The sequence below is a fragment of the Halogranum gelatinilyticum genome (assembly GCF_900103715.1).
Classification (GTDB): domain Archaea; phylum Halobacteriota; class Halobacteria; order Halobacteriales; family Haloferacaceae; genus Halogranum; species Halogranum gelatinilyticum.
In genome coordinates this window covers 651,159-665,667 of sequence record NZ_FNHL01000002.1, presented here as the reverse complement: position 1 = coordinate 665,667, position 14,509 = coordinate 651,159, and the positions used below count along the sequence as shown (strand labels likewise).

15 protein-coding genes are annotated in these 14,509 nt (G+C 67.6%); 2 read left to right on the top strand and 13 right to left on the bottom strand.

Annotation, left to right across the window (positions count from 1 at the left end; genetic code table 11):
- Positions 1-12: 12 nt before the first annotated feature.
- The 5 genes from BLR57_RS19860 to BLR57_RS09895 form a co-directional block, all read right to left on the bottom strand.
- Positions 13-135 carry a hypothetical protein gene (locus BLR57_RS19860; protein ID WP_280140448.1) on the bottom strand — a complete coding sequence of 41 codons (123 nt, stop codon included), beginning with the start codon at positions 133-135 and terminating at the stop codon, positions 13-15.
- A gap of 210 nt (positions 136-345) precedes the next feature.
- The gene (locus BLR57_RS09910) at positions 346-1,416 is read right to left on the bottom strand and encodes an archaeosine biosynthesis radical SAM protein RaSEA (protein WP_089697359.1); all 1,071 of its coding nucleotides are present in this window, start codon (positions 1,414-1,416) and stop codon (positions 346-348) included.
- A 317-nt stretch (positions 1,417-1,733) separates the two neighbouring features.
- Positions 1,734-2,975 carry a M20 family metallopeptidase gene (locus BLR57_RS09905; protein WP_089697358.1) on the bottom strand — a complete coding sequence of 414 codons (1,242 nt, stop codon included), beginning with the start codon at positions 2,973-2,975 and terminating at the stop codon, positions 1,734-1,736.
- Entirely contained in the window at positions 2,968-4,374 is a 1,407-nt protein-coding gene (locus tag BLR57_RS09900; protein ID WP_089697357.1) for an APC family permease, read from the bottom strand. Before BLR57_RS09900 ends, BLR57_RS09905 begins: the two co-directional genes overlap by 8 nt.
- A gap of 60 nt (positions 4,375-4,434) precedes the next feature.
- The gene (locus tag BLR57_RS09895) at positions 4,435-5,130 is read right to left on the bottom strand and encodes a helix-turn-helix domain-containing protein (RefSeq protein WP_089697356.1); all 696 of its coding nucleotides are present in this window, start codon (positions 5,128-5,130) and stop codon (positions 4,435-4,437) included.
- Between the two features lie 95 nt (positions 5,131-5,225).
- Between BLR57_RS09895 and BLR57_RS09890 the strand changes: the two genes are divergently transcribed.
- Entirely contained in the window at positions 5,226-6,272 is a 1,047-nt protein-coding gene (locus BLR57_RS09890; protein ID WP_089697354.1) for a DUF1611 domain-containing protein, read from the top strand.
- 42 nt (positions 6,273-6,314) lie between these two features.
- Here BLR57_RS09890 and BLR57_RS09885 read toward each other — a convergent pair whose 3' ends face one another.
- Both BLR57_RS09885 and BLR57_RS09880 read right to left on the bottom strand, forming a co-directional pair.
- On the bottom strand, positions 6,315-7,430 hold the full coding sequence (locus BLR57_RS09885) for a deoxyhypusine synthase (protein WP_089697352.1): 1,116 nt from the start codon (positions 7,428-7,430) through the stop codon (positions 6,315-6,317).
- Positions 7,431-7,479: 49 nt separating this feature from the next.
- Positions 7,480-8,247 carry a Nif3-like dinuclear metal center hexameric protein gene (locus BLR57_RS09880; RefSeq protein ID WP_089697349.1) on the bottom strand — a complete coding sequence of 256 codons (768 nt, stop codon included), beginning with the start codon at positions 8,245-8,247 and terminating at the stop codon, positions 7,480-7,482.
- A gap of 88 nt (positions 8,248-8,335) precedes the next feature.
- On the opposite strand from BLR57_RS09880, the gene BLR57_RS09875 reads away from it, so the two are divergent.
- Positions 8,336-9,889, top strand: coding sequence for an HTTM domain-containing protein (locus BLR57_RS09875; RefSeq protein ID WP_089697347.1), 1,554 nt, complete (start codon positions 8,336-8,338; stop codon positions 9,887-9,889).
- A 313-nt stretch (positions 9,890-10,202) separates the two neighbouring features.
- Here BLR57_RS09875 and BLR57_RS09870 read toward each other — a convergent pair whose 3' ends face one another.
- The 6 genes from BLR57_RS09870 to BLR57_RS09845 form a co-directional block, all read right to left on the bottom strand.
- A complete protein-coding gene (locus BLR57_RS09870; RefSeq protein WP_089697345.1) occupies positions 10,203-11,090 on the bottom strand; it encodes an arginase family protein in 888 nt (295 codons plus the stop codon).
- Entirely contained in the window at positions 11,091-11,465 is a 375-nt protein-coding gene (locus BLR57_RS09865; protein ID WP_089697343.1) for a translation initiation factor IF-5A, read from the bottom strand.
- Positions 11,458-11,901, bottom strand: coding sequence for a hypothetical protein (locus BLR57_RS09860; RefSeq protein ID WP_089697341.1), 444 nt, complete (start codon positions 11,899-11,901; stop codon positions 11,458-11,460). Before BLR57_RS09860 ends, BLR57_RS09865 begins: the two co-directional genes overlap by 8 nt.
- An 81-nt stretch (positions 11,902-11,982) precedes the next feature.
- Positions 11,983-12,648 (bottom strand): nitroreductase family protein, encoded by a 666-nt coding sequence (locus BLR57_RS09855; RefSeq protein ID WP_089697339.1) that lies wholly within the window; start codon positions 12,646-12,648, stop codon positions 11,983-11,985.
- 151 nt (positions 12,649-12,799) lie between these two features.
- Positions 12,800-13,219: a universal stress protein gene (locus BLR57_RS09850; protein ID WP_089697337.1), complete on the bottom strand. Its 420-nt coding sequence runs from the start codon at positions 13,217-13,219 to the stop codon at positions 12,800-12,802.
- Positions 13,220-13,303: 84 nt separating this feature from the next.
- A complete protein-coding gene (locus tag BLR57_RS09845) occupies positions 13,304-14,320 on the bottom strand; it encodes an alcohol dehydrogenase catalytic domain-containing protein (protein ID WP_089697335.1) in 1,017 nt (338 codons plus the stop codon).
- Between the last annotated feature and the right edge of the window lie 189 nt (positions 14,321-14,509).

The following is a 14,509-nucleotide window of genomic DNA, read 5'->3' as shown; positions in this document are numbered from 1 at the left end:
CGGGTGTGCTGGCTACTCGTCGATGTCTACCGGCGTGTCGGTCGCCATCCACCCGTCAGGATTCGTCTCCTCGCGGAGTTCGAGCCAGCCGTCCGAGCAGTAGATCGCCGTACACCGGGTTGTCGTCTGCGTCATGATTCTCTCGGGCACGGCCGACGGCTGTCGTCACGTGCGTCCACTTCCTCGGACGGCCGCATGGACCGTAGGTACGCACCGCCTATCGTCCGTGCGCGACGTGCTTCCCAGCGGGACGCATCCGGTACGGACAGCGTACTCACTCGGTATCGAGCGGCCAGAACCAGTGACGGAGGGCGGTTGGCGGTGGTAGTCGACGCGTAACCGAGGCTACCGCGTCAGCGGCGCGCCGAAACTGGTCTCCTCGGTGACGACGTACTTCCACGTCGCCTCGCACTCGCAGGAGACCTGCTCGAAGACAGAGGGGTCCTGTCGGAGGTCGAAGTCCTTGATCGCCTTCTGGACGAGGTCGTCGCACTCGCCGCAGTTGTGCGGGCCGCGCTCGGAGCCGTGGCCGACGGGGTCCGAGACGACGATTGCGTCGACGTCGGCGGTGTCTTCGAGCACCTCGGCGACCGACCAGAGCCACGGCGGCCGGTAGCCACCACGGAAGAACAGCTCGTCGACCATCGTGTACCGCTGGACGTTACACGGGTTCATCGAGACCGTGTGGGCGTACTCGGCACACCGCCGAACCGACCGCTTCATGTCCTCGACGGCCTCGGCTTCCGAGAGGAACGGCGGCTTCATCAGGAGATACGCCTTGATGCCCGCACCGGCCGCGTCGGCCTCCTCGCTCGCGGCGATGAAGTCGTCGAAGGCGAAATACTTGTTCACGCAGTCCTTCCGGACGCGGTCGGTCGCGGTCTCCAGGCCGATGGCGACGTCGGTTTCGAGGCCCTGGGACGTGAAGTCCTCCAGCTTCTCCTCGGCCACGAAGTCCGGCAGCGACTCGACGACGATGCGCTTTCGGTCGCCGAAGGTCTCGGCGATGGCCCGTCGCGACTCGGCGGAAACCTCACGCTCGTCGAGGAAGCTCCCCGAGGTGTAGATCTTGATGAGCGGAGATTTCTCGTCGGCGTTCTCCGCCTCGTGGTCGAGACAGACCTGAATCTGGTCCATCAGCTGCTCGTGGGTGACGCTGCCACCCTCAACAGACTCAGAAACGTAGCCGCACATCGTACAGCCACCCGCACGCGCCCACCGGCAGCCGCCGGTGTTGAGGATGATGGTCAACGACTGGTAGACGCCGTCCGGCGTGTTGTCCTCGTCCAGCCAGACGCGGGTCGGCTCGTGTGCGTCGTACGTCTTGTTCTTCTTCGCTCGGATGTCGCGCATCACCTTGTTGTGCGCGTCCATCCCGCGCCCCTGTTCGTAGACTTCGGGACTCGGTTTGCTCATTGCTCGTGGATATCGGGTCGGCGGGTAAAGCAGCTTCGTCTGTCTCCTCGGATGGCAATGCGTCTCTCGGCCGGCTCTCACTCGGGGGTTCGCGTCGCCAACGTGGAACGGCGACGTGTGCCGTTGCCAGCCAGTTGTGGAGCTGACTGCGGTATCGTACTCGTCACAGAAAGCTGGCCTCGGCACTCATAGGGCTCGTCACGACCGGGTGCCGAGTCCGGCTCGGAGCGGTGCCATCGTCATCGGCCATCTACTCCTCCCCGTCGAACCGAGAAAAACGCGCCGGACTGTGTGTGGAGGAACCGAGAAGGGGAGCGTCAGCGAAGGAACCGAACCGCCGCGTCGGCGATAATGTCGGCCACCTCGACCACCTCGTCGGTGTAGACGAACTCGCCCGCACCGTGGATGTTCTCGCCGTCGGGACCGACGATGACCGTCGGGAGGTCCGCGCGGTCGCCGAGATAGTTGAAGTCGCCGACGCTGGAGAAGTAGCCGTATTCGGGGTCGACGCCGCTGACGGCGCGCGTCGCGTCGGCGAGCGACGTCACGAGCGGATGGTCCTCGTCGGTGACGTAGGGTCCGTAGAGGATGTCGTCCGAGGGGGCTTCGCGGAAGTCGATATCGACGTCGCTCTCCAAGCCGAGGTCGTCGACGAGGGCTTCGGCCTGTTCGCGCACGTCGGTCTGGCTCTCGCCGACGACGACGTGGCGGTCGACCATCAGGTTCGCGCGTTCGGGGACCGAGAGCGTCTGGCCGCCGCCCTCGATGGAGAGCGGGCAGACCGAACCGCTGCCGAGTTTGGGGTGGTCGCCGGTCTCCATCCCGTCGAGTGCCTCGGCCAGCCGCCCGGCCTCGACGACGGCGTTGACGCCCGTCTCCGGCTGTGAGCCGTGGGCCGCGCGGCCCTCGATCTCGATGTCGTAGAGGAACCGCCCGCGCGCGCCGAGCAGGAGCGCGGGGTTGTCGAGGTCCTCCTGGGCGAGAATCGGCCCGGGTTCCGTGACGACCGCGGCGTCGCAGTCGTCGACGACGCCGTCGCGGATGAGGCGGTCGGTGCCGAGCCCGTACGGACCCTCCTCGTCGACGACGACCGTGAGGAGCACGTCGCCCGCGAGGTCCAACTCGGCGAGCGCGTCGAAGGCGGTCATGATCGAGGCGACGCCGCCCTTCATGTCGCAGGCACCCTGGCCGTAGAGCTTGCCGTCCTCGATGCGGCCCGAGCAGGGGTCCTCCTCCCAGTCCTCGACGAGCTGGACCGTGTCGACGTGGCCGTTGAGGAGGAGCGTCGGCGCGTCGGGGTCCGACCCTTCGATGCGGGCGACGACGTTGTCGCCCTCGTAGCCCGTGATGTCGGGTTCGGAGACGTGGTGGTACTCGGGATCGTGGCCGCGCTCGTCGAGCCAGTCGTAGACGTACTCGATGACCTCTGCCTCCTCGAAGTACGGACTCGGAATCCGGACCATCTCCTGCAAGAGGTCGACCGTCTCGTCGGCGTCGACCGTGGGCGCGTCGACGGTCGACGTGTCGGCCGCCGGGACGTCGTCGGCCGCTTCAGTCATCGCTCACCTCTCGCGTGCGGACGTTCGGGTCGTACTCGTCGGAGGGAACGCCCGGCAGGGTGTTGAGGATGGCGTCCACGTCGTGGCCGCGCTGCTTGCCGAGATACCAGTAGACGCCGAAGACGACGAGGCCGACGGCGACCCACGGGACGTAGATGGAGAGCGACCCCTGGTACGCCTGCGTCAGGAGCGCGCCCGAGCCGACCGCGCCGACGACGGCGGTCAGGCCGAGTACCGGCCCGCCGTTGAAGCCCGCCTCCTCGGCGAGCCCGGAGTCGGTCGCGAGGACGTAGAGCACCGTCACCGAGACGGCGCAGTAGGCGATGAGATAGCTGAACGTCGCGATGGAGATGGCCTGTCCGAGACCCTCGCTCCAGAAGGTCAGCCAGGACGCGACGAGATAGAGCGTCAGGAGCGACCAGTGGGGCGTCCCGAACCGGTCGGAGACGGAGGAGAAGAACTTGGGGAATACCTCGTCCCACGCCCAGGAGTAGGGCATCTTGATGCCCGCGGCCATCACCGCGTGGACGCTGGAGGCCGTCGCGAGCAGGCCGCCGAAGGCGACGACTGCCGTGCCGATGTCACCGAGGAAGACCTCCGCCGCCGTCGCCAGCGGCCGTGCCGAGTTCGCGAGGACGGTGTAGTCGCCGACGACGCCGTAGATGACCGCGGAGGTCCAGACGTACAGGAGGACGAGGATGGCCGTCCCGCCCGCCATCGCCAGCGGCAGGTTCCGCGAGGGGTTCTTCACTTCTGCACCCATCTGCCCGGCGACGGCGATGCCGATGTACGCGTAGAACAGTGGGACTGCAGCGGCCAAGAAGCCGTCCGCCCCGCCGGTGAAGAACGGCTGGTAGTTCGACGGTTCGACGTTGACGGTCCCGGGGAGAACGAGCACCACGATCGAGAGGATAAGAACGCCGAAGATGGCGTTCTGCGAGACGCTGTAGCCCTTCGACCCGACGAGGTTGACGAGGAACAGGACCGTGAGAAGGCCGAAGCCAGCCAGTGCCGGGTCTATCGAGGGATAGAACACCTGTAAGTAGCTCCCGAAGCCGATGGCGAGGACGGCGTCGGCGGCCATGTAGCCCAGCCACTTCGACCACGTGACGATGAAGCCCGGCAGGCGGTTCTCGAACGTCCGCGAGACGTAGGCGTACGACCCCGCAGCACCGGGGAAGATGGTCGCCATCCAGCCGTAGTTGAGCGCGATACTCATCGCGAGCAGTCCCGAGAGGATGACGACGAGGATGACACTCGGCCCGGTCGTGCTACTGGCGGTGCCCAGCGTGACGAACAGCCCGGCACCGAGCGTTCCCGCGACGACGGTACTGATCGCCCCGAACAGCCCGATGTCCCGTGAGAGACTTCTGTCGTTGTTGACGTCGACTGATGACATGGTGTGACATAGCAGTAGTGTCCTCTATATCTCCCCTGCCTACTATGAGAGGCCGCGCCGCTACTCGCCGCCGAGAAGCTTCGACTCGGCCTTTCGGAGATGTTCGAGCAGTGTCGCTTTCGAGATGCCGAGCTCGTCGGCGAGGTCGGCCGCCGAGACCTCCCGCGGCCACTGGTAGTAGTTCCGGCGACGCGCGAGGTCGAACACCTCCCGCTGGCGCTCGGAGAGGTCGTCCGTCCGAAGGAGTCCGGACCCGGTCTCCGGGGGCGTGATGAGTTCGACGCGGATCTCCGCGTCCATCTCCTCGCGGAGTTCTTCGAGCCGGTCGTGGACGGTCCGGCGCGTCTCCTGGACGAGGACCGTCCAGTGTTCCCTCCCGTCCTGCATCCGCACGGGTTCGTCGGGGATGAATCCGCGGGAGACGAGCGCGTCGTTGATGCTCTTGTCGAGGTCGTAGCGGACGACGATACCGCGACTGGCCGCCCCCGGCACCGAGTCGCCGTCGGCGTGCTCGCGCTCGTCGGTCTCCCAGACCGACTCGGTCAGCGGCGACTCGCGGATGGCGTCGAGCAGCTCGTCGAGGTCCTCGGCGGTGTCGGCGTAGGCGGTGAACCGGCCGGTCGCGAGCCCGTCGATGGCGTGGACGCCGTGGCCCAGCAGCCCCGCGTCGGTCGCCTCTGTAACTTCGAGTGTCCAACAGTCGGGATGCCAGATGTCCAGACTCACTCTGACGCCGCCCGACGGATGGTCACTCATCTCTCTCGAACAACTGCGGTAGATGGGCAAAAAGCTATGCGACACCGTTCATGCGAGGCAGGGTGGCTTTGGGCGTCTCTCAGATGCACACACGCATGGACTTGCACGATTCGTTCGACGCGCCGGCAGCCGCCGTCGTCCTCGCGGAGGGAGCCTTCGGGACGCCACAGGGGAAGACGGCGAACGGCGTCGTCATGCACGGTGAACTGTTCGACGTGACCGCCGTCGTCGACTCGGCGGCCGACGGAGACGACGCGGCGGCCGTCCTCGGCCGCGACGACCCCGACCTCGCTTCGATTCCCGTGGTCGACTCTGTCTCGTCCGCCTTGGACCGCGGTCCCGCACCCGAGGCACTCGTCGTCGGCGTCGCCCCGGCGGGCGGCCAGCTCCCCGAGGCATGGGTCGACGACATCGAGCGTGCGATGCGCGCCGGCTGCGACGTTGTCTCCGGGCTGCACACCTTCCTCTCGGAGGACAACCACTGGACGGCGGTCGCCGACGACTGTGGCGTCCGCCTATTCGACGTGCGCAAGCCCCCGAGCGGCGACGACCTGCGCGTGTCCGACGGTCGCGTCGACGACCTCGACACGCCGGTCGTCCTGACCGCGGGCACCGACTGCGCGGTCGGCAAGCGGACGACGACCTTCGAACTCTACCGTGCCGCCCGGCGCGCCGGTCTCGACGCTGGCTGGGTCGCCACGGGCCAGACGGGCGTGATGGTCGGCGCGGACCGCGGCGTCGTCGTCGACCGCGTTCCCGCGGACTTCACCGCCGGTGTCGTCGAGTCGCTCGTCTGCGAGGTCGCCGCCGAGTCCGACGTGGTCTTCGTCGAGGGGCAGGGCGCGCTCTCACACCGCGCCTACGGCAGCGTCTCGCTCGGTCTCCTGCAGGGTGCGTGGCCCGACGCGGTCGTCCTCGTCGACGACCCGAGTCGCGAGACGCGCGACGACTTCGAGCGGTTTTCGGTCCCCGACGTCGCGAGCGAGGCCGACCGCGTGACGTCGCTCTCAGATGCCGTCATCGCGGGCGTCTCGACGTGGGGAGACGCCGACGAACTGGACTACCCCTTCCCCGCGGTCAACGTCTACGACGAAAAAGGTCCCGAGCAGTTGCTCGAACTGGTGCAGGAGACGTTGGACTGAGGCAGAGAGGGAGAGAGCGAGATTGGAGAGAAAACGAGCCGTTCAGTTCTCGATTTTCTCGCGTGCGGCGGCGACGACGAGCGGCAGGAGGATGGTCGCGTCGCCGACGACGGTGGCGTTGCGGGCTTCCTTCTTCAGCTTCCCCCACGAGCGCGCTTCGTCGAGCGTCGCGCCCGACAGGCCGCCGGTGGCTTCGGGGTCCATCGTGAGCTGGACGGCGTAGTCGTACGCGCCGGGCGTGACGAGCATCGTCTGGAGCGTGAAGTTCTTCGGGACGCCGCCGCCGACGAGCATACAGCCCGCGTTCTCGGCGTCGAACGCGAGGTCCGTCAGCGGCGTCATGTCCGCCAGCGCGTCCAGCGTGAACTCGGAAGTCTGGGAGTACATCCACGCCTGGAGACCGAGGACGGAGTCCTGAATCGCCGGGCAGTAGATGGGCACGTCGTTCTCGTAGGCCGCGGCGGCGACGCCCGCGTCCTCCTCGATCTCCTCGCGCTCGTTGACCTCGCTGTTGGCGCGGCCAAGCTCCCGAACAAAGCGCTCGATGCCGACCGAGCCCTCCTCCTCGATGGCGGGGAAGACCTCCTCGCGGAGATGGCCCTCGAACAGCGCGAAATGCTCTTGAGGAAGATAGACGTTGAAGATGCGGTCGACCTCCTCGTCACGGAGGTCCTCGTCGTGCTCGCGGACGCTCTTGCCGTGTTGGTGTTCCGCGCCGTGGTGGTGCTTGCCGCCGATGGCCTCAATGGCGTCGTGCGTCAGGTTCGCGCCCGTCGTGACGAGCGCGTCGATGTAGCCGTCGCGGATGAGGTCGGCGACGAGCGTGCGCATCCCGGTCGGGACCATCGCTCCCGCGAGCGAGAAGAAGACCGTGCAGTCCTCGTCGGCCAGCATCTCCGCGTAGATGTCGATGGCCTCGTGGAGCTTGCCCGCGCCGATGCCAGCCTTGCCGTACTCCTCGCCCAACTCACCGACGCTCATGCCCGCCCAGACCTCCGTCTGGCCGAGCGGGTCGTGGTGGAAGACCTCGCGGTTCGGCGGCTGGTAGCCGTCTTCGTGGTCGTGGCCGTCGCCGTCGCCGTCGTGCTCGTGACCCTCGCCGTCCGCGTCGCCGTCGTGGTCGTGGGTCCCGTCGTCGTGACCCTCGTGGTCGCTCATACCCGAGATGTGCGGGCCGACGGTTTGAACGCGACGATACGTCGGACGTCTACAGCCCGGTCGGTTCGTCGATGTACGTTGTCTCCAGCCCCCACTCCTCGGCGAGCGACTGCAGGGACTGCACGCCGAACGTCTCGGTCGCGTAGTGGCCCGCGAGGACGACGTTGACGCCAGCCTCCTGGGCTTCGTGGTAGATTTTCTGTTTGCCTTCGCCGGTCACGAGCAGGTCCGCGCCGACGTCGACCGCCTCGTCCAGCCAGTCGACGCCGCTGCCGGTGACGACGGCCACGGATTCGACTTCCGCGGGACCGGCGTCGACGAGTTGGACGCCGCGACCCCCCGTGTCCAGCGCGTCGTCGAGGTCCGCCGTGAGGTCAGCAACAGAGGTCGGCTCAGACAGCACCCCACGCTGGCCGATGTGTTCCGGTCCCATCGCGCCGAACGGCTCTCTCGCTTCCAGCCCGAGCACGTCGGCGACGCCCGCGGCGTTGCCCAGTTCCTGGTGGCCGTCGAGCGGGAGATGCGAGACGTAGAGCGAGAGGTCGTTGCGGACGAGCGGGGCGATACGCTCGAACTCGCGGCCCGTCACGCGGTCCAGCCCGCCCCAGATCAGGCCGTGGTGGGTCACGAGCACGTCCGCGCCGACGTCGATGGCGTCCTCGATGGTCGAGACGGCGGCGTCGACAGCGAAGGCGACGTGCTCGACCGTCCCCTCGTCGCTGCCGACCTGCAGGCCGTTGGGGCTGGCGTCGACGTCGGCGTAGTCGGCGGTGCGCAGTTCCTCGTCGTAGCGCGCGAAGAGGTCGCTTCGGTCCATACCGGGAGATGACACGGCAGTCGTTTGTATCCCCCGTTCTCGGGCAGCCCACACAAACTATTCAGGGCCGACTGACAGGATTGTAACTATGGCCCTCCGCGCTCGCCTTCCCTCCCTCCAGTCCCGCGGCTGGCGTGCATTAGCCCGTCGCGTCGGTGTCGACCGCCGAGCACTCGCCGCGCTCCGAGTCTCGCTCGGCCTGTTGCTCCTCGCGGACCTGCTGCTCCGCTCGCGCAACCTCGTCGCGTTCTACACCGACGCGGGCGTCCTCCCGCGCTCGCTGCTCGCGGCGCGGTATCCGACGTTCGCCGACCTGTCGCTGCACGCGCTCTCGGGCGACGTGTGGCTCCAGATTCTCCTGTTCGGCGTCGCCGGTGTCCTCGCCGTGGCACTCACCCTCGGCTACCGGACGAAGACGGTCGCGCTCCTGTCGTGGCTGCTGCTCGTCTCGCTGCATCTCCGGAACCCCTACGTGCTCAACGCGGGCGACTCGCTCCTGCGGCGGCTGCTCTTCTGGGGACTCTTCCTCCCGCTCGGCAGCCGGTGGTCGCTCGACGCGCTCCGGCGGGACGTGAGTTCGACAGCCACGGATTCCCGCGTCGTCTCCGTCGCCTCCGCCGCTATCCTCGTGCAGGTCGTCCTCGTCTACGCGACCAACGCCGTCATCAAACTCCAGGGCGACGTCTGGCCGAACGGGACGGCCATCCTCCAGGTGTTCAGCCTCGACCAGTTGACGATCCTGCTCGGCGACGTGCTCGCGGAGTATCCGGCGGTACTGCGCGTGCTCGGCGAACTGTGGCTGGTCATGCTCGTCGCCTCGCCGCTGTTGCTCGTCCTCACCGGCCGGGCGCGGTCGGTGCTGGTGCTGGCCTTCGCCGGGATGCACCTCGGGATGGCGGTGACGATGCTGCTCGGGATCTTCCCGCTCGTCTCGGTCGCCGCACTGTTGCTGTTCTTGTCGCCCACAGTGTGGGACGGCGTGGAGTCGCGGGTCGTTGACCCGCTCCGGCGACGTGAGCGTGTCGCCGCCGCGACCGACTCCGTCGTGGGCGCGCTCGTCCGTGTCGCCGGCGGCGTCGACAACGCCACCAGCCGACTGCCGTGGGCCTCATCGCTCCCGGCGCGTCCTGCTCTCCGCCGCTTCCGAGCACGGGCGGTCCCGGCGTTCGTCACCGTCCTCCTCGTCCTCATCCTCCTCTGGAACGCGGCCTCCGTCGGCGCGGTCGACACACCCGAGGCGGTCGAGTCGAACGTCGACCCCGAGCAGTTCCGGTGGAACATGTTCGCCCCCGCGCCGTTGAACGTCGACGGCTGGTACGTCGTCCCCGGGCGGCTCGAATCCGGCGAGCGCGTCGACGCCTTCCGCGGCGGGACCGTCGAGTGGGACAAACCGGCCGAGGTCGACCGGACCTACCCGAGTGCCCGCTGGCGGAAGTATCTGCAGGACGTGCGGTGGAGCGGTGACCGACGGCTCCGCGAGGAGTTCGCGGGCTACTTCTGTCACCGCTGGAACACGACCCACGAGGACGACCTGACGCGGCTCACGGTCAGTTACGTCGAACAGCGTACGAACCTCGACGGCCCGGAGCCGACGGAGCGCGTCGACCTGTTGCGGTACCGGTGTACAGGGCCACCAGCGTGACACACGGGACGTCCGCCATCAGCGTTTTCAGGCGCGATAGCCAACATCGGGGCACGCCCGCGCCGCACGGCACGGGCGACGAGAGGTGACCACGATGGGCAAGCTCAGCAAGGCCAAGAAGGCATGGCAGCAGCTGCCGAACGAGACGCAACAGCGAATCGTTCGCAAAGGAAAACGTCTGCTCCGGAAGGCGACGAGCCGCTGACCACCCGCTGACTACTCGCACACCACTCGTTTTCGGCGTTACCGACTCGGTAGCGGCGGTGCTCGTTGCGGTCGGACGAACTGCTGGACGGTCGGAAGAACCGACCGACTACCGACTGGCTGCGTGCGAGAAGACGAACTCGCGGAGGAGTTTACCCGCGAGTGCGGCGGCCTGTCCGTCGTCGCGGTCGTTGACCTCCACGACGTCGAAGCCGACGGCGTGGGGTGCGACAGCCCGGACGACGTCGCGCAGTTCGCGCGGTGTCAGCCCGAACGGCTCCATCGTCCCCGTGCCGGGCGCGAAGCCAGGGTCTGCGGCGTCGATGTCGACGCTCAGGTAGACCGTCGTGTCGTCATCGAAGTCGGGCGTCCAGTCGGCGACCTCCTCGGGCGCGACGACGGTCACGTCGGCCGCGTCGGCGCGTTCCCACTCCTCGGGCGAGCCGGTGCGAGCACCGAGGATGACCGCTTCGTCCGCCGTCGCTGCGGCGTCAGCGTCGCTTTCGTCGTCAGCGTCGCTTTCGTCGCCATCGCCACTCTTGCTTCCATCGTCGGGCCACCCGTCGAGAATCCGACGGGTAACGGCGGCGTGGCTCCACTCGTTGCCGTCGTAGTCGGCGCGGAGGTCGAGATGCGCGTCGAGACAGACGAAGACGTCCGGGTCGACGGCGGCGACACCCGCGGCGGAGACGGTGTGCTCGCCGCCGATGGTGACGGGGACGGCGTTGTCCCAGACGACGTCGGTCAGCGTGCCGCGTAGCCACTCCAGATAGTCAGGAATGTCGTCCCACGCGCGGACGTCGCCCGCGTCGTGGACGCCGAGTTCCGAGAAGAACTGGTCGGTCGTATGGTGGTAGTCGTCGTACGTCTCGGCGAATTTCCGGACCCGGTCCGGGCCGAAGCGCGTCCCGGGCTGGAAGGACGTCGAGACGTCGAGTGGGGCTCCGACGACCACGTACTTCGCACTGCTGCGGTCGGCGGTCGCCCCGGGGAACATTTAGACGACCTTGCGCTGGCCTTCGTATTCGAGATACTCGATCTCGTCCTCGGGCGAGAAGTCCTCGTCCTCGGGGATGCGCATCGTAAACGTCTCGTAGGTGTCAAGGTCCATGATCTGCGCGTCGTCGCCCGTGACGGAGACGACCTGTCCCTGCTTTCGCTCGATTATCGGGACCCAGATCTTCGCGTCGACCGGCTGGCTCAGACTGCGCTTCTTGCCGTCGAAGACGCCCTTGCCCTCGACGCGTGCCTTCGCGCTGCCGTGTTTGCCCGGCTTCGCCGTGCTGTAGTGGTTGATCTTACACGCGGCGTCCTCCATGATGACGTAGCTTCCTTCCTGGAGTTCTCGAACCTGCTTCTGCTCTTTAACCATGTCTGCGGTTTGTTTTGGTGGCGGTATAAACGGTACGGAACGTCGCGCCGAGCACCCCGGAGACGAGCGGTGGAACCGTCAGCCCGAACGCCAACAGAGCGGCGAGCATGCCGAGTCCGACGGTCCGGACGACGTGCTCGTACGGGGAGAGCGCGACCTCCCCCGTGGCGAGCGAGAGATAGACCGCGACGGGTGCGAGGACGACACCCCACGCGACACCGACCGCGAGACCGACGCCCGCGCCACGGTTCACTGTCGCGGCACGGCCCGCCCCGCTGCGGCCGTCGTCGTCGCTCTCGGAACTCATCACCCAGCCTGCCACCAGTCCGCCGAACGCCCCACCAAAGAGAGACAGCCGACCGGTCAGGACGTAGCCGACGCTCTCGGTGAGAACTGCGACAGTGACCCCGACTGCGACCGCCCGCCAGCGTGTCATCGCGCCATCAACGGAGACACGCGGGCGACGGGGAAAAGGGGAAGGGGAGGGGGAATCGGAGCGTTCGAGGGTTCGGCCGCTTCAGTCGTCGGCGGCTGCGGCGTCGACCGTCTCCGGCTCGAACGTCTCGTGGTGGACGATCTCGTCGACCGAGCGGCGGACCTTGCGGCCGTTCTCGAGATCGTCGGCGTCTTCGGTCGCGTAGCCCAGCGTGACGAGCATGACCGGCTCGTAGCCGTCGTCGATGTCGAACGCGTCGACGAGTGCGTCCGCGTCGAAGCCTTCCATCGGACAGGAGGCGACACCGTTGTCCCACGCAGCGTGCATCAGCGACATCGCTGCCAGCGCGGTGCTCCGCGTCGTCCAGACGCGACGCTCGTCTTCCGGCATCTCGGCCATGTTCTCCGCGACGCCGATGAGGTTGTCGCGAACCTCCTCGTTCGGGATGTAGCCCTTGTCGAGCCAGTCGCCGAAGATGCGGTCGGCGTGTGCCGCCGGGTCTTTGTTACCCAGCACGACCACGGTCGCACCCGACTCGCCGACGGTCTCCTGTCCGTTTGCGGCCTCCTGCAGGCGTGCGAGGTTGTCCTCGTCACGGACAACGAGGAACTCCCACGGCTGAAGGTTGAAGCTCGACGGCGAGTAGCGGACCTGCTCGAAGATCGCTTCGAGCGTATCGTCGTCGATATCCTCGTCTGTATACTGATGTACGGACCGTCGTGTCTCGATGACCTCGTCGAATTCCATCACCTGCATGCACGGTCTGAGAATATAAACAGAACACGCTCCCGGTTGACGTTTCCTCGTTACAAACGCCACCTGGTTACACGTCTGTCACCAGACGACTGTCAACGTGTGACAGTGTCGGAGAAATAACACGGATTCCCCTCAACATCCCTCAGCGGACGACCGTCACCGGGACCGTCGAGTTACGGATGACTGCCTCGGCCACGCTGCCGAGCAGGATACGCGAGACGCCCTTCCGGCCGTGACTGCCCATCACGACGTGGTCGATGTCGCCCTCCTCGGCGACCTCGACGATGGTCTGAGAGGGTCGGCCGACCTCGGTCCGGGTGTGGACCGTCGCCGCCGCCGTCGGCGTCGCCGCGGCCAGCACCCGTTCGGCGTTCGCTTTCGCCTCCTCGAACCACTCCTCGGCCCCGCTCGGGACGCCAGCCGTCGGACTGTAGCCCGCGTCGACGGGGTTGATGACGTTCAGGAGCGTCAGTTCGGCGTCCGGCCACTCGCCGACCGCGAACTCGACGGCCTTACTCGACTGGGGAGAGCCGTCGACCGGCACGAGCACGTGTTTGGGCATAGCTGTCAGTACGCGTGAACCCGACTAAAATCCGGTGGCGCCGCAGGGCTGGCGGCTCAGAGCCGCGGCCACACGCCCTGGCGTTCAGCCGTCGGCCGTCACGACGAGCTTGCCGACGCCCTCGCGCTCCTGCATCGCCGCGAAGGCCGCCCCCGTCTCGTCGAGCGGATACGTCGCGTCGATCTCGGGCGAGAGGCCGCCGTCGGCGACGAGGCCGACCAGCCGTTCGAGGTCGCGCTGCGTGCCCATCGTACTCCCCTCGACGCGCTTGTGGCCGAGAAACAGGTCGGGGATGTCGATCTCGGAGCTGCCGCCAGCAGTCCGGCCGCAGACGACCATCCGACCGCCGCGACGCAGCACGTCGAGACCGACCGCGGTGTACGGCCCACCGAGATGGTTGAGCACGGCGTCCGGCTCGCCCACGTCGGCGACGGCCGCGCGCATCGCGTCGGGGTCGGTGACGTCGAGCGCGTGGTCCAGCCCCAGCTCCTCGACACGGGCGAGTTTCGTCGCGGACGACGACGTGCCGACCGTCCGCGCGCCCATCGCGTCGGCCAACTGGACGCTCGCGACGCCGACGCCGCCGGTCGCGCCGGGGACGAACACGAGGTCGCCCGGGCCAACATCGGCGCGCCGGAGCATATGGAAGGCGGTCATGTACGCCGTCGGCAGCGCGGCCGCCGTCGTCGTATCGACCCCGTCGGGCAACGCGACCAGTCGGTCGGCGGCGACGAGTGCCTGCTCGGCCAGCCCGCCGTGGTACAGCGAGAACTCCTCACACAGGTTCTCGGGTCCCTCGCGGCAGAACTGACAGACGCCACAGGTCTCGTTCGGACAGAGGACGACCCGGTCACCCGGCTCGACGCTCGCACCCTCGCCGACCGAGCGGACGACGCCCGCGACGTCGAGTCCGGTGACGAACGGCAGGTCCGCGGCGTCGACCATCGCGGAGTCGCCCTCCAGTATCCAGAGGTCGTGACGGTTGATGGCACAGGCGTCGACGTCGACGACCGCTTCGCCCGGACCGGGTTCGGGGTCGGGCTGCTCGATGACGCTCACACCGTCCGGGCCGACGAGGTCGGTGAAGGCTGCGGCTCGCATTGGGCCGCGTTCGCACGGGCCGGTGATAGTGGTGTGGTCCGGGGCAGGTCGCGGGGGATTTCTGCACCGTCGTGGCGACGTCACCACTGCCACGACACGCGAAGCAAGTCGCGAGAGGTTTACTCGCCGTGACTGCTCACTCGCCGTGTTTGGTCGAACACCGCCACGGCTGGCTCGATTGCCGTGGCC

Coding starts and splice junctions, on each gene's coding strand:
- BLR57_RS19860 (WP_280140448.1), bottom strand. CDS start 135: ATGACGCAGACGACAACCCGGTGTACGGCGATCTACTGCTCGGACGGC.
- BLR57_RS09910 (WP_089697359.1), bottom strand. CDS start 1,416: ATGAGCAAACCGAGTCCCGAAGTCTACGAACAGGGGCGCGGGATGGAC.
- BLR57_RS09905 (WP_089697358.1), bottom strand. CDS start 2,975: ATGACTGAAGCGGCCGACGACGTCCCGGCGGCCGACACGTCGACCGTC.
- BLR57_RS09900 (WP_089697357.1), bottom strand. CDS start 4,374: ATGTCATCAGTCGACGTCAACAACGACAGAAGTCTCTCACGGGACATC.
- BLR57_RS09895 (WP_089697356.1), bottom strand. CDS start 5,130: ATGAGTGACCATCCGTCGGGCGGCGTCAGAGTGAGTCTGGACATCTGG.
- BLR57_RS09890 (WP_089697354.1), top strand. CDS start 5,226: ATGGACTTGCACGATTCGTTCGACGCGCCGGCAGCCGCCGTCGTCCTC.
- BLR57_RS09885 (WP_089697352.1), bottom strand. CDS start 7,430: ATGAGCGACCACGAGGGTCACGACGACGGGACCCACGACCACGACGGC.
- BLR57_RS09880 (WP_089697349.1), bottom strand. CDS start 8,247: ATGGACCGAAGCGACCTCTTCGCGCGCTACGACGAGGAACTGCGCACC.
- BLR57_RS09875 (WP_089697347.1), top strand. CDS start 8,336: ATGGCCCTCCGCGCTCGCCTTCCCTCCCTCCAGTCCCGCGGCTGGCGT.
- BLR57_RS09870 (WP_089697345.1), bottom strand. CDS start 11,090: ATGTTCCCCGGGGCGACCGCCGACCGCAGCAGTGCGAAGTACGTGGTC.
- BLR57_RS09865 (WP_089697343.1), bottom strand. CDS start 11,465: ATGGTTAAAGAGCAGAAGCAGGTTCGAGAACTCCAGGAAGGAAGCTAC.
- BLR57_RS09860 (WP_089697341.1), bottom strand. CDS start 11,901: ATGACACGCTGGCGGGCGGTCGCAGTCGGGGTCACTGTCGCAGTTCTC.
- BLR57_RS09855 (WP_089697339.1), bottom strand. CDS start 12,648: ATGGAATTCGACGAGGTCATCGAGACACGACGGTCCGTACATCAGTAT.
- BLR57_RS09850 (WP_089697337.1), bottom strand. CDS start 13,219: ATGCCCAAACACGTGCTCGTGCCGGTCGACGGCTCTCCCCAGTCGAGT.
- BLR57_RS09845 (WP_089697335.1), bottom strand. CDS start 14,320: ATGCGAGCCGCAGCCTTCACCGACCTCGTCGGCCCGGACGGTGTGAGC.